Origin of the sequence: Methanorbis furvi, assembly GCF_032714615.1 — an archaeon.
Classification (GTDB): Archaea; Halobacteriota; Methanomicrobia; order Methanomicrobiales; family Methanocorpusculaceae; genus Methanocorpusculum; species Methanocorpusculum furvi.
This window is the reverse complement of record NZ_JAWDKA010000001.1, coordinates 305,017-317,793: the sequence shown is the minus strand read 5'-3', so window position 1 is coordinate 317,793 and position 12,777 is coordinate 305,017. Positions and strand designations below refer to the sequence as shown.

Annotated in this window: 13 protein-coding genes; 6 read left to right on the top strand and 7 right to left on the bottom strand. The window is 50.2% G+C overall.

Annotated features, from left to right (window positions below; translation table 11 throughout):
• Positions 1–45 precede the first annotated feature (45 nt).
• Positions 46–1,479, top strand: coding sequence for a winged helix-turn-helix transcriptional regulator (locus McpAg1_RS01575; RefSeq protein WP_338093532.1), 1,434 nt, complete (start codon positions 46–48; stop codon positions 1,477–1,479).
• 98 nt (positions 1,480–1,577) lie between these two features.
• Here McpAg1_RS01575 and McpAg1_RS01570 read toward each other — a convergent pair whose 3' ends face one another.
• The 4 genes from McpAg1_RS01570 to McpAg1_RS01555 form a co-directional block, all read right to left on the bottom strand.
• The gene (locus tag McpAg1_RS01570; protein ID WP_338093531.1) at positions 1,578–1,796 is read right to left on the bottom strand and encodes a helix-turn-helix domain-containing protein; all 219 of its coding nucleotides are present in this window, start codon (positions 1,794–1,796) and stop codon (positions 1,578–1,580) included.
• 6 nt (positions 1,797–1,802) lie between these two features.
• A complete protein-coding gene (locus tag McpAg1_RS01565; protein WP_338093530.1) occupies positions 1,803–2,387 on the bottom strand; it encodes a hypothetical protein in 585 nt (194 codons plus the stop codon).
• 155 nt (positions 2,388–2,542) lie between these two features.
• Positions 2,543–2,857, bottom strand: coding sequence for a hypothetical protein (locus McpAg1_RS01560; protein WP_338093529.1), 315 nt, complete (start codon positions 2,855–2,857; stop codon positions 2,543–2,545).
• 36 nt (positions 2,858–2,893) lie between these two features.
• On the bottom strand, positions 2,894–3,310 hold the full coding sequence (locus McpAg1_RS01555; protein ID WP_338093528.1) for a DUF3566 domain-containing protein: 417 nt from the start codon (positions 3,308–3,310) through the stop codon (positions 2,894–2,896).
• Between the two features lie 101 nt (positions 3,311–3,411).
• Here McpAg1_RS01555 and McpAg1_RS01550 point away from each other — a divergent pair, with 101 nt between their 5' ends.
• From McpAg1_RS01550 to McpAg1_RS01535, 4 genes are all read left to right on the top strand, one after another.
• Positions 3,412–4,356, top strand: a complete 945-nt coding sequence (locus McpAg1_RS01550) for an ROK family protein (RefSeq protein WP_338093527.1) — start codon at positions 3,412–3,414, stop codon at positions 4,354–4,356.
• Positions 4,357–4,557: 201 nt separating this feature from the next.
• Positions 4,558–5,022, top strand: coding sequence for a zinc ribbon domain-containing protein (locus McpAg1_RS01545; RefSeq protein WP_338093526.1), 465 nt, complete (start codon positions 4,558–4,560; stop codon positions 5,020–5,022).
• 12 nt (positions 5,023–5,034) lie between these two features.
• Positions 5,035–5,802, top strand: a complete 768-nt coding sequence (locus tag McpAg1_RS01540; protein ID WP_338093525.1) for a zinc ribbon domain-containing protein — start codon at positions 5,035–5,037, stop codon at positions 5,800–5,802.
• A 15-nt stretch (positions 5,803–5,817) separates the two neighbouring features.
• Positions 5,818–7,242: a zinc ribbon domain-containing protein gene (locus McpAg1_RS01535; protein WP_338093524.1), complete on the top strand. Its 1,425-nt coding sequence runs from the start codon at positions 5,818–5,820 to the stop codon at positions 7,240–7,242.
• Between the two features lie 126 nt (positions 7,243–7,368).
• Here McpAg1_RS01535 and McpAg1_RS01530 read toward each other — a convergent pair whose 3' ends face one another.
• Complete coding sequence (locus McpAg1_RS01530) at positions 7,369–8,325, bottom strand: EamA family transporter (protein WP_338093523.1); 957 nt, start codon at positions 8,323–8,325, stop codon at positions 7,369–7,371.
• Between the two features lie 362 nt (positions 8,326–8,687).
• Between McpAg1_RS01530 and McpAg1_RS01525 the strand changes: the two genes are divergently transcribed.
• On the top strand, positions 8,688–9,407 hold the full coding sequence (locus tag McpAg1_RS01525; RefSeq protein WP_338093522.1) for an SAM-dependent methyltransferase: 720 nt from the start codon (positions 8,688–8,690) through the stop codon (positions 9,405–9,407).
• A 100-nt stretch (positions 9,408–9,507) separates the two neighbouring features.
• Here McpAg1_RS01525 and McpAg1_RS01520 read toward each other — a convergent pair whose 3' ends face one another.
• Positions 9,508–10,716 carry an ABC transporter substrate-binding protein gene (locus tag McpAg1_RS01520; RefSeq protein WP_338093521.1) on the bottom strand — a complete coding sequence of 403 codons (1,209 nt, stop codon included), beginning with the start codon at positions 10,714–10,716 and terminating at the stop codon, positions 9,508–9,510.
• On the bottom strand, positions 10,706–12,721 hold the full coding sequence (locus McpAg1_RS01515; RefSeq protein ID WP_338093520.1) for an Nramp family divalent metal transporter: 2,016 nt from the start codon (positions 12,719–12,721) through the stop codon (positions 10,706–10,708). Before McpAg1_RS01515 ends, McpAg1_RS01520 begins: the two co-directional genes overlap by 11 nt.
• Between the last annotated feature and the right edge of the window lie 56 nt (positions 12,722–12,777).

Here is a 12,777-nt window from a genome sequence, read left to right as displayed (position 1 = left end):
TGATCACACTTGATTTAATTGAGGAGAGCAGATTTTATTTTACTCATGTCAACGAAGCAGACGGCGGTTCTTCTGATACTATTCCTTGGAATTTTTGCTGCCGTTCTGATCTTTGTTCCCTCAGAAATTCCGCCTCCGCCACCGGAGGTGATCACCGCAAAGGAACCGGAGATTTGCACCATCAGTTTTGCCCGGTCGTACGGAGAGACCTGGGAACAGGCACAGATTCACAGCGGTGATGAGCATTACTATACACAAATTGAGAGTTGGTTTGAGAATGCTGATGATTTTCGTGAGGAGATGGATGCCTGGTACGGCAAGGACAACTGGCCGATTTACGGCGTACAGTTTGGATGGGCGGTAACTTTTCTCGCCCGTACCGGAACTTCAGAGGAGGAGATCGACCGAATCTATACAATGATGAATGCGTCGATGGAAAAAGTTGGGCTGGAAAATGTGGCGGTTACGTTCAAAAGCAGAATTCCGGTCACGGTGGTACAGCCTGTGATACAGGTCGCCCCGTACAATACGGTGGTGAAAACTTACGGAACAACGTGGGAAGAAATATGGGAGCGGGAAGGAAAGGAGTATGATTATGGGCGGATCTGGAGCTGGTACTACAACAATACCGGAAATTATGGAGAGGTCACGAAGGGCACAAAATATTATGGTGATCCTCTGAGAAATCCGATAAACCGGATTGAGTACGGCTGGACGATTACCGTCTGGACTGATCCGATCTCGCTTACGGAGATGGATCAGGTCTATGAAAAAATAAATCGATCAATGGCCAAAGAAGGACTCTGGGGAATTCCTGTTCAGTTCAAATACGGAGAAAAGTTCATTGCAGATTCCCAAGTCTACACAGTCTACATCACCGGTCATCTCACGTCAGGTCTCACGCTCACCACGGAAAAAGATTCCATCGTCCGAACGCGGCCGCAGCAAAATCATCTCAAATCATTTCTTCTCATCCTCCTGACCGCGGCGGTTGCGGCGGTAGGATTTTCCCGGGTTCTTGAACTGCCAAGCGACCCTGAGTCGCGGCCGCAGAAAATTGCAAAATTCATCGAAGTACATCCCGGCTGTTCGCAGAAAGAGATCACCGATGCCACCGGCTACTCACGGGGCTCTGTTCTTTACAATCTCAAACTGCTGGAACAGAAAAAGATCGTGCGGGAGGCGGCCTACTATGGAACCATCCGCTACTTTTCGCGGGAAGCGAACACGTCGGCGATGGAGAGAATGTTTCACACCATCCTTGATCAGGAAAAACCTGCACGCGTACTTCGTGCGATTGTAGAAAGTCCTGGAATCTCTGATACCGAGCTTGCAGAAAAAATTGGAATAGCAGGGACTACCCTTGCCTGGCATCTGGGAAGGTTCGCCGACGCAGGTATTGTCATGAGAACAAAGGAAGGGAGTGTGTTAACGCCAGAGGCTCTGGAGGTCTGGCAGAATTTATTTTACTCGGAGTGAGCACGGATCAAACAAAAGCTACGTCCACGAATAAACGAAACGCATACCAAAGGCATGCGTTTCGTTTTTCCGTGGAGAGCAGAATTTAGCCGGTAGGATCACTGACTCTCTTCATCAGGCTGATACTCAAGAATATCTCCCGGCTGGCAGTTGAGCGCCTTGCAGATCGCCTCAAGCGTCGAGAATCGTATCGCACTGATTTTACCGGTCTTGATCTTCGAAAGATTGACATTGGTCACGCCGACTTTTTCCGAAAGCTCGTTCAACGACATTTTTCGGTCAGCCATTACGCGGTCAAGTCTTAAAATGATGGACATAGTACCTCAGAGAGTTTCGTCTGCCTGCTGCTGCAGGAGAACACCGTACTCAAATATGTGGGCGAGGCAGTAAATAACTGCTGAAGCGATCAGAAGTTCAAAGCCAAATGGAATCAGCTCAACGTAAACGCCAATGATGAGACTGCCGACAACACCGATCAGATACGGAACAACAGCAACGAGAGCCATATAGATGGCAGCCTTCTTCAGCCGCTGGGCGTTTGCAGCGGTAAACGGCAGCAGGGTTTTTCTGACCTCGGAAAATATCTGTCCCATTGAGCGAAGCATTGCAGCAAGCAACCCCACATAGACAATTGCGGAAACAAGGAACACCGCGCTGGTTCGCACGAACATATCAAGAGGCGAAACTCCCGCGGGAAGAACAACTCCCGGACCGAAAATCTCCAGAACATTTTCTGCAGTGATGAACATGGAAAATCCTTCCGGCCCTGCAGCCGCATAGATCAGAAGCGTCAGCAGAAACACTCCGCCAAAGATCACAATAACAATCCACAAAAGGATCCATGCGATCTTAACGGCAATATCGGCAATCCTCGCACTTTTTTCAATATTTACTTGAATGGTATTCATAGAGATACACGTTTTTCTACATATAAATTTGGTCTTTGGTCTATACGAAATTATCGTGAAACGATAAAAATTCTCCATCGAAGGCGGCATTGAGTACTTTTTTTCTTCCGGAGAGTTTGGTGAGTCAAATTATTTTGAATACAGATTGATTCATGTCAGAGTTCCTTTTGCGGTGCTCCCGCACATTCGGTTACGGATGCCGCGAGGGCTCCTCTCTTCTGAATTTTGCGGGTGGTATGCAGATATGTGGTGATTGAGCGATACATTAGCGCCATCCAGAAGAGGATGTACACTATGCCGGAGATGAGTATGACAACAGCGGCGATGGAAAGAAATGCAGAGATCGATACGAGATGAATACCGGAGAGGATCGCCCATCCGAGGAGGATGAGAAGAGTGGTGAATGCCGCCGCAATTATGGCAGAGGCAAGAGTCAGCCGGTAAAGACGTTGGGATTTTGCTGTTGTCATGATTGATTTTTTTTTGGTGTGTTCGAATTTTTGAGATCAGGCGAGGTCGATTTTTATGCCTCCGAAGACTCCGGCAGCAATGTTGTAGATGAACGCAGCGATGGCGCCTGAGATGAAGCCGATGATCACTCCCATGACGGCAATTATCAGCATGGTGAGAGCCAGTGCGGCAATGCCGTTAGAGAGCGTGAGCGTGGTGGTGTATGCGTCAACTACGTTGATGCCGAAGTAGAGAAACAGGGCAGAGAAGACTGCACTGATCAAAGAAAAGATCAGGCAGATTGCAGCACAGAATTTTGCGACGGAAAGTACGCCGACATGTCTGATTTCACGGGTTTCCATCAGAAGTTCCTCCGGGTGTAACTGTTTGATCTGTTCAGGGGGTTGTTGTTCTGTTTTGTTGAAGATTCGTTCATGCTGAAGGTCCTCTTCTACATATAGATCATCATGCATTAATAAATTATCGTTTATCGATAAATATTATCTGAGAAACAAATATCGATTCGGAAAGGAATGGTTCATGTGGAGAGAGGTCAATAGAATATTCAAGGGCTATGAACGAGAACACCCATGTTGCATCAGTTGATCTCGGCGCAACGAACATTCGTGCGGGAATTATTCGTAAAGACGGGACGGTTGTTGCGTTTTCCGCAGAAGGTGTTTCGAAAGGTTCCTGCGCCGGCGGCAGGGCGGTGACCGAGCAGATCGCATCCATGATCTCGTCCATGATCAAAAAAACCGGCATTACTCCTGATGCGATCGGCATCAGTACAGCAGGCCCGGTGGATCAGAAGGCAGGATCTGTCATCAGGTCGCCGAATATGCACTGCCCGGAAATTTTTCTCCGCGAGCCGCTCAGTGATCTGTTCGGGGTGCCGGCAGTGATGCTCTCTGACTGCAAGGCAGGAGTTCTGGGCGAGTACTTTTACGGCGATGCGGCATCAGCGCACACCGTAGTTTACCTGACATTTTCAACAGGTATTGGCTGCGGCGTGATTGCAAACGAATCGCTTCTGTCGGGAGCTGATGGAAATGCCGGAGAAGTGGGGCATGTTCTTGTTGATATGAACTATCATGTTCAGTGCGGCTGCGGCGGTTTCGGCCACTGGGAGGCGTATGCGAGCGGGAGCGGCATTCCGAAATTTTTCCGCTCATGGTACGAAAAAAAATGCGAAGGCCGCTGCTTGGCAAAGGCAGATCTTTCCACGGGACAGATTTTACAGTCTGCAAATCTTGGAAGCAGACTATTTCTTGAGTTCACCGAAGAGCTCGCGGTGGTGAACGGCCGGGGACTCTCAACAGTGATTGCGGCATACAATCCTGATCTCATGATCCTTGACGGGCCGGTTGTCAGAAATTATCCGTCGCTTGTTGCAGGAAAAATGGCGACACAGGTTGAAGGGTATTTGCGAATGCCTGAGATCAGACTGACGAAACTTGAGGGAAAAGCTCCATTGATTGGGGCGGCTGCGGCGGCGTTTCGGATCGGGGTTTTGTAACTATACGTTGTGGTTCTGCAGTGAATTCATGAATAAATCCACAAAGTCATGGTTGGAGTTACTTTTATTATAAGCTATACTGAATATACTATCATCGGAGGATTTTTGCCCACTGAAAAAAGTCACATTTGTCGCAAAAAATAATTGATTCATCGAATAATCACGAAAAAATCACTCTAATCTGAAAAGCATTCGATTGTTGTGGAATTCAGATCAGAGGCTGTGGTTATCCGGCAATTGAACTCCAAAAAATCAGGATCTCTCGGCCCGGACCGCTGCGGCAGAAAAAAACATGTTTGTAAAATCAAGGAGAATACCAAGATGGCAAGCTACAAACAACCCTGTATTCACTGCGGAACGCTGGTTGATCGGGACGTCCGATTCTGTCCGTCCTGCGGCAGCCAAAGTCCATTCGGCTACCAGTGTCCCTCATGTCTCCTGCCGATTACCAAAGGCCAGGCACGATGTTCCGGATGCGGCAGACCACTCTATGTTATCTGCCCACACTGCGGAGAACAGACTTTTGTACAGGATACGTGCGAACACTGCGGCGGGAGCATGATGGTGCCATGCGAAAACAAACGCTGCGGCGTTCTGCAGTTTTTTGAAAACACCAAATGTACCGCCTGCGGAAAAAAGATCAAGCCAACGCTTGGCAAAAAATGAGGTTGAGAGAGTATGCTGAAATCATTTACCCGGAACTTTGAGGACAACTCAACAGATGCCGGATTCCAATTTACCTTTTACTGCGACATCTGCAGTGACGGATACAAAAGTTCCTTTATCGAAAGTGAGACCTACAAAAAGAAAAGCGGCCTGAAAGGACTGGGGCAGGGCATCGGAATTGTAGGCAGTCTGTTCGGAGGAGTGGCAGGTTCTGTCGGCAACGCCGCACAACGGGGAGGAAGTGTTCTATCCGAACGGTTTGACGGCAAAAGTCCCGAGTGGCAGAAGGAACATGAACGTGCCTTTGAAATGGCGCAGAACGAATCAAGGCAGCACTTCCATCGCTGTCCGTCCTGCAACAAGTACGTCTGTGATGCCTGCTGGAACGAAGAAGAAGGTCTCTGTACCGACTGCGCCCCGCGTCAGGAAATTTATGTGGCAAAAACCCGTGCGGATGCGATGAAACGCAACATCGATTCGGCAGGAGAGACGGCAACAGTCTGGCAGGGGGCGATTGAAAGCAAGACCACGATCTGCCCGGTCTGCGGCAAACCTGCCGGCAACGGAAAATTCTGCAACAACTGCGGAGCTTCGATGGAGCTGAAAGCCTGCCCGAACTGCGGAGCGAAAAATGCTCTGACAGTTCGGTTCTGCAACAACTGCGGTACAAATCTTGCTGAGGCTGCGGCGCCTCCTGCGCAGCCGGGAAAGTGTTCCTCCTGCGGGGCGGAAAATCCGCCGGGCACGAAGTTCTGCGGAGATTGCGGAGCGAAACTCTGAGTGCCGGAGAGCCTGATGTTGGATCAGCTGATGAAGGGCATGATGCCTGACGGCGGAAAAGAAAAGACCAAAGAGGAGAAACCAAAAAAATCAGAGTTCGAGGGGTTTGCGGAGTGCCTGCTGTTTTCCGAAACAGCGAGGATCACCGTCGATGAGGACGCTCTGCTGATCACCACTGCGCTTGATCAGCTGCCAATTCCGTACGGTGAGATCATCAGTTTTGTGTTCACAAACTACCGGCTGGAGATCGTGACCGTTCACGAAACGATCACGATCTCGCAGATGGGCCAGACCGGGCAGTGGCTGTACGATCATCTGTATGCCGCCTACAATGCTGCGGTGCTGAAGGCCTTTCTTGTGGAAGGCAGTCCTGAGATGGAGGTCAGGGGATCGTTCGAGACTGAGGATGCCGGAGGGACCATACAGGGGGAGGCGGTTGTCCGGCTCTATAAAAACTGTGTCTGTATCCTGCCTGCAAATGATCATGGCCGCAGGATTCCTCTCTGCTTTGTCTCTGGAATCGAGAAGGGAAATTTTTCTCTTACCCTTTCCCTTCTGACCGGCGAGCGGTACATGCTCTCGAAGATGGGATACGAGACCGACCATTTTATCGGAAAAGTGACCGAAGGTCTTCGCTCACTGCGGGAACGGTCAGTCACGCAGCTACAGGAATGTGATTCATCGCTTCGTTCTATGCAGGCGGCGATGGCAGCAAAACTGATGCCCGAAGGTGTGAACGCTGCGGTTGGAAAACTTTCCGCCGCAGCGCCCACACTTATGGCAGAGCTGGAGAAACTGATCAAAGAAAGCAGAATTTCCGGCAGTTATCCGGTACTGAAACGTTTGTGCGGGGACGAGCGATTATTTTTCGGGATGAAAGCGCCGGTAAAGGAGGAGGGAAAACAACCAACACTATCTGGAATGCCAGTGATCTCTGGCGGTGACGATTCCAAGATGAATGCGGCAGTACCCGGACCACAAAAGCCGCTGTTCTGGCTCATAGCTGTCGGGAAGGAAACAGCGGCAGTGGAGCTTGCACTGCCCGGAGATGAGGCGGCGGCAACGTATCTCTACCGCATTGAAGGTGAACCGGAAACGTTTGCGCTGATTTTGAATCACGGGATGGAGGCAACGGACTTCCGGCGGGAACTGTTCACGCTGACGGATGAGGAACTTGCAAAGCCCGGCCGTATGACCGAAGCCATGCTGATTCACAGAACACCTGCATTGCAGTTGATGCGGAAATGTTTTGTCGGACGCGTGATTCACTCAAGTCCAGAGAAATGGGAGAGAGAAATGGAAAAATATCTCTCATCCATACACGAGAGAGGAAAAGAAGGAGAGCAGCAGCAGCAGACGCGGTTCTGTACAAACTGCGGTGCAAAGATCAGCAGCGGCGCTAAATTTTGTGGAGAGTGCGGAGCGAAAATATCACTCTGATATTCTTACAGATATTTTCAGAAAAAAATACTACGATGAAACATTGTGGATGAACTGAGGAGAAATCATCACAAAATTTTTTTACAAAAAAAATTTCAAAGACGCAAACAAAAAAAATAAAAAAAATTATGCAGCGTCCTCAACAAGGCCGCTCGAAATTTTTTTCTCCATCAGATGCGGGAATGCAATACCTGCGAGAATGATCAACACACCAAGCCACTGCCATGCAGACACCGCCTCGACCAGAACGATCGCTGCGGCAAGCACCTCAACAGGCAGCTCGATGGAGTTTAAGATCGTCGCCATACCGGTACTGATACGGGGAGCGCCAATCGCAAGGAAAAGAACCGGCAGCGCAACACCGAACAGACCAAGGGCAATACCGTAGACAATCGCATCACTGCCGAAGATTCCTGCAGGAATTGCTGCCGGGCTGTCGATGCAGGCAATAAGAGCACAGACAAAGATGAATCCGGCGGTCGCAATGAAGAAACTCCGGTTCATCGGTCGCATCGAAGGCTCAACACGTCCGCTCAGGAACACGAAGAGTGCGTAGAAAAATGCTGCAAGAAGACCAAGCACAACACCGAACGGATTGATGTCCATACCAAATCCGATCGTTCCTCCGGCAAAGATCGTGCCGACAAAAATAATCAGTACCGCAATAAGCTGATTGCGTGACGGCATTTTGCGGTTTGCCACGGCTTCAATGACTACACCCATCCATGAAAACTGGAACAGAAGAATCACGGCAACCGAAACCGGCAGATAGCTCACCGAGTAGAAGTAGCAGACCGTCACCAGACACATCACAATGCCGGTAAAGAAAAGAACAACACCGCGTTTCCACGGAGGCAGCGTACTCTTTGCCGGTTTATCCGTTCTCGGGAACAGGAAGTGAACGACAATCACAAGAGCCAGAAGGATGACCCATCCGTAGAAGAATTTGCCAACCAGAATTACCGGGATTCCCACACCGTTTCCAAGAGCGATCTTGACGATCGTTGATAAAATACCGTAACAGCAGGCGGCAAGTACCACGAGAACCGAGCACAGCACTACTGATCCGGACAGTTTTTTCATATCCATATCAATCTTGAGTTATAGTGGGTGAAGAGCCGTATAATAATTATGCATTTATTTTCCGTAACACAGATTTGCTTGATGAGCGGGCAACTAAAAATGTGTGGGATGTACCTTCACTCGTGAGCCGCCCACGGAAAAACAGAACACACGGAAAAAACATCACGGAGTAGACGTGAACAACACGGAAGTGAATTATTTTTGATTATTTTCAGATTCCGTGATGTTCACGTCTGCTCCGTGATGTTTTTTCCGTGAAATTTCAGTGTACTCCGTTTTTCCGTGGGCGGAGCTACGATTCGCATGCCAAAACAAAAAAGAGGAAAAACTACTTTAGCAGAGGAAAAGATCTATTGAGTACCATGGACTTTGCGGAAATTGAAACAATAACACAGGGAACGCTCAAAATCATGAATCCGATTTCCGAAGAAAAGCTCCTGCAGGCAGGAAAGACAGCAGGACTTGCGCCAAAAAAACGGGTGCTTGATATCGGCTGTGGAAACGGAACCACGCTTTCCCTCTGGCACAAAGCATTCGGGATTACCGGAACCGGCATCGAGTTAAGGCAGAGCTCTGCGGCAACGGCCAGAAACACCCTTGCCGGAACAACGATTGAAATCCGCTGCGTCGATGCCGCAACACTTGTTCCAAAAGAGCCTTACAACACCGTTGCGGCTCTTGGCACATCCTTCATCTTCGGAGGAGCAGAAAAAGCCCTCGCACACCTCGCCGAACATGCAGACGAAAACGGCAGCACGATTGTTATCGGCGACCGGTTCTGGCGCACCGACCGAGTACCCGCAGAGTTCGCACGCGAGTGGAGGGAGGTTCCGACAGCCTACGAGATTGCCTCGACCGCACGCGATCTTGGATTCACGCTTGCCGGCATGATAACCGCATCAACTGATGAATGGGATGCATACGAATCGGCAATCTGGAAAAATGCCCTCGAGTACATCGATGCCCGCGAAAATGATCCGGCATCCGACGAGGTGGCGCTCTATCTTGAACAGATACAGGATGAGTACCTCGCCTACGGTCGCGAGTACATGGGATGGGGACTGTTTGTCCTGCGGCAGTGAGCTGATATTCTGAAACGCGAAGAACACGAAGAACGTGAATAAAAAATCGCCAATGGCGATTTTTTATTCGCGTCATTCGCGTTTTCTTTTCGAAAAAAATTTAGTGCGATAAATTATAATCGTAGGTCAGAATCTCATTCCACTTTAACGACTGCCATGATCCGTCCCGGATAACCATCAGATCATACGCTGGCTGCACATCACCATTCTCATCAAACACCCTGGGGCCGACAATACCGACATACCTGATCTTATCAAGCGAATCCTTCACTCCCTCATACGAATACCCGCCGTCCGCAATACAGGTCGCAAGAAGCATCACCGCATCATACCCGTACGACACTGGGAACGAGATCGACGTCGTCTCATTGTAGGTCTCCAGATACCGTTCACCAAACGACGGTGTTGTCAACCGGTGAGCCTGCGTGAACCCGACCATTCCCTCGGAATACTCGCCGACCTCGACCGGAACATCATGCGAAGTCATCGTATCCGAACCAAACCAGATAGGATCAAGACCTGCTGCGTTCGCGGCCTGCATGATATCAATACCCTGATCAGGATACACAATCAACACAACAGCGTTAGGATTAGCCTGTTTCATCACAGAGGTCACCTCTGCCGTATCGATCGGCTTGTTTTCATCAACCTCAATCTTGGTTACAGAGGTCATCGGCAGATAATAATCGACATCATGCTCAAACGAAGACAGCAGACTCTTTCCGTACTGATTTCCTAAGTAAAAAACAACCACCGAGTCCACACCATCAACGCCGCCAAGAATCTTGGTCATACCGCCGCCCTGATACACATCAGAAGAGACCGTCCGGTATGCATCCTGAAAACTGGTCAGGGCTGCCGCGGTCGAACCCGGAGACAGCATCAGAATATCATAAGCCTGTGCGTATGGAGCAATTGCAATCGAGTTTCCGCTGCCGATCGCACCGATCATTATCGGAATTCCCCTGTCCCGTATCTCATTGATCTGGGAAACAGAGATGTTCTCATCACCTTTGTCGTTAAAGTACTCAACCCTCAAAGGAACACCGCGGATACCGCCAGCCGCATTCACATCCTCCACCGCCATCTCGATACCGTGCTGATACTCAACACCGAAATCACGCAGAGGACCTTCCAAGGGAAGCATCGCGGCAATCACCACTTCATCCTCAGGGAACGGTTCGGAAAGTGTTGTCCCGAACGGATGAAACACGATGACGAACAGAACGATCATTATCACAATCAGCACTACGTCGATAAGATTCGTCCATTTCGTACGCGGCGGTTTGTTGTGGTGGCTACCTGACATTGTTATCCTCCTCTTCGTTTTCGTCCCCCTCTTCATCCGACGGACTCATCAGCTCACGAAGATCATTCCGGAATTTTTGCAGGTTAAAGAGCGGAGCTGTTCCTGAGGCGAAGGCATCATATGTTCGCACAAAGTAGGCAAAGATCAAAAGGCCTGCAATGTTGACCATACACATTGGAAGAATGGTGATGGTGATGATGTTCAAAACACCCTCCGCAGTCACCGAGCCAAACGGAATGGTAAGCGCCGGGAGAACAACCAGCAGATGCAGACACTCAACAAAGATGGCAAGAATAGCCGCACGGAACATTGAAAGTCTGCCCTTCCAGTACCGGATCACAAGACCCGCAACCACTCCGGCAAGAACGGTCGCGGCAAAGCAGGGAAGTGCGGTCGGCCCTCCTTCAAGATAGCGGTGGATGCCGCCGATAGCGCCAGCAGCAGCTCCAATGAAGGGGCCGCCAATAAGGCCTGCAATCATGGGGCCTACATCGCGGAAGTTAATGATGATGCCGCCGACGTCAACCGGAATGCCGCGGACCGTTCCGTAGATGGAAATCGCGCCAAACAAAATCACCGTCCAGAACTTGTCAAGGAGGTTGGCAGTTCCGTTCAGCAGTTTTCTGAACAGCTGGGTTTTTGAGAAGATGTAGAGCACGAACGCAACGACGAGCATCCGCTCGATTAAGGGAACGCCGTAGGTGAGGAACGCGGACTCAAGCAGGAGGGCGACGTAAATCGAGATGACGCTCCCGATTCCCATGATCATCAGCCACAGCCGGTTGCCGCGGGCGTACTTCGGAAGTTTGAGATCCAGATAGATGACGATGAATCCAAAAATACCAAACACGATCGCAGAGAATGCGGCAATTCTTCTGATGATCAGCATCGGGTCGCTGATGACAAAGGAGGCGATGATGATTCCTGAAAAGACGAGGAGCATTACCTGATAGAGCGTGTGTTCGGAAGGGAGCTGTCTGCCGGTGTCCTCGCCGACTCTGCCAATCACTTTTGCTATTGCACGGGCACGGCCGTCCATTCCAACAACAACCGCTCCAAAGAAGATGAAGGCAACGAGTGCAAGGAACACGTAGGCACCGTAGGGGATACTGCCGACAATGTAGAGTACCTGGGTGATGAGGGTGTCAAGGCTGAGGGTCGCACCATGACCCATGAAGGAGACGGTGTAGCCTGAGTAGCCGAGGAAAAGGAAACTGATGGTGATGAGGGCGACGAAGAAGAAACCGATCAGAACGTCAACGTTGACGCTGCGGATGTAGCGACGGAAGTGGGTCTCGTTCAAAAGGTCGCAGGATTTATCGATCTCTGCATGACGGCTGGCTTTTTCATGCAGCCAGACAGAGTAGAGCATGAGGTTGAGACCGGAACCCACAACGCCGATGATTGCAAGGATTGCCATCTCAGAGCCGGCAGGAATTGTTGGAATGACGCCTTCGAGGAAAAGGTTGAGCGGGATGGGGAACTCGACAAGGGAGATGACGATTGCAAGCGAAAGAACGCCGACGAGGACGGCGATGAACAGTTCGAGTACTTCATACGAGTTGGTCCGAAGCATGGCGAGGGCAACGACGAGTAAAAAGAGGGCGATCAGTACCGCACTGTAGACTCCGGGCAGCAGGTAGTCAAGGAAGTATGCGGCGAACATGAGCATGCCGCCAATCGCAAGCATTTCAACCAGGTAAACGATGATGATAAGAACAGAGCCCCAGTACTTGGGACCAGGGATTCGACCAAGGGCGTCAAATATGGTATGGCCGGTTGCGAGAGTGTAGCGGGCGATGCCGTTGGTGAATGCGTATTTGAAGACGAGTGTGAACAGAACAACCCAGATGAGAGCGAGACCATAGTGCGCACCAATCTCGGTGGCCTCGGTGACTCCCGCCTCACCTGCGGCAGTGATTGCAAGAAGAAGACCCGGACCGAAAAACACGAAGTTTTCCCGGAACCATTTTTTGAGCTTTTGCAGTAGAGAGGTTTCACTCATCGTTCGTTTTCGAAGTTATGTTGAAGAGAAGACCATATATAATTTGGGGAGGGCAG

What these genes read in the sequence shown, in the direction of transcription:
- McpAg1_RS01560 (WP_338093529.1), bottom strand. Translation starts at nt 2,857, where the DNA reads ATGACAACAGCAAAATCCCAACGTCTTTACCGGCTGACTCTTGCCTCT.
- McpAg1_RS01575 (WP_338093532.1), top strand. Translation starts at nt 46, where the DNA reads ATGTCAACGAAGCAGACGGCGGTTCTTCTGATACTATTCCTTGGAATT.
- McpAg1_RS01530 (WP_338093523.1), bottom strand. Translation starts at nt 8,325, where the DNA reads ATGAAAAAACTGTCCGGATCAGTAGTGCTGTGCTCGGTTCTCGTGGTA.
- McpAg1_RS01570 (WP_338093531.1), bottom strand. Translation starts at nt 1,796, where the DNA reads ATGTCCATCATTTTAAGACTTGACCGCGTAATGGCTGACCGAAAAATG.
- McpAg1_RS01540 (WP_338093525.1), top strand. Translation starts at nt 5,035, where the DNA reads ATGCTGAAATCATTTACCCGGAACTTTGAGGACAACTCAACAGATGCC.
- McpAg1_RS01515 (WP_338093520.1), bottom strand. Translation starts at nt 12,721, where the DNA reads ATGAGTGAAACCTCTCTACTGCAAAAGCTCAAAAAATGGTTCCGGGAA.
- McpAg1_RS01565 (WP_338093530.1), bottom strand. Translation starts at nt 2,387, where the DNA reads ATGAATACCATTCAAGTAAATATTGAAAAAAGTGCGAGGATTGCCGAT.
- McpAg1_RS01555 (WP_338093528.1), bottom strand. Translation starts at nt 3,310, where the DNA reads ATGCATGATGATCTATATGTAGAAGAGGACCTTCAGCATGAACGAATC.
- McpAg1_RS01550 (WP_338093527.1), top strand. Translation starts at nt 3,412, where the DNA reads ATGAACGAGAACACCCATGTTGCATCAGTTGATCTCGGCGCAACGAAC.
- McpAg1_RS01535 (WP_338093524.1), top strand. Translation starts at nt 5,818, where the DNA reads ATGTTGGATCAGCTGATGAAGGGCATGATGCCTGACGGCGGAAAAGAA.
- McpAg1_RS01525 (WP_338093522.1), top strand. Translation starts at nt 8,688, where the DNA reads ATGGACTTTGCGGAAATTGAAACAATAACACAGGGAACGCTCAAAATC.
- McpAg1_RS01520 (WP_338093521.1), bottom strand. Translation starts at nt 10,716, where the DNA reads ATGTCAGGTAGCCACCACAACAAACCGCCGCGTACGAAATGGACGAAT.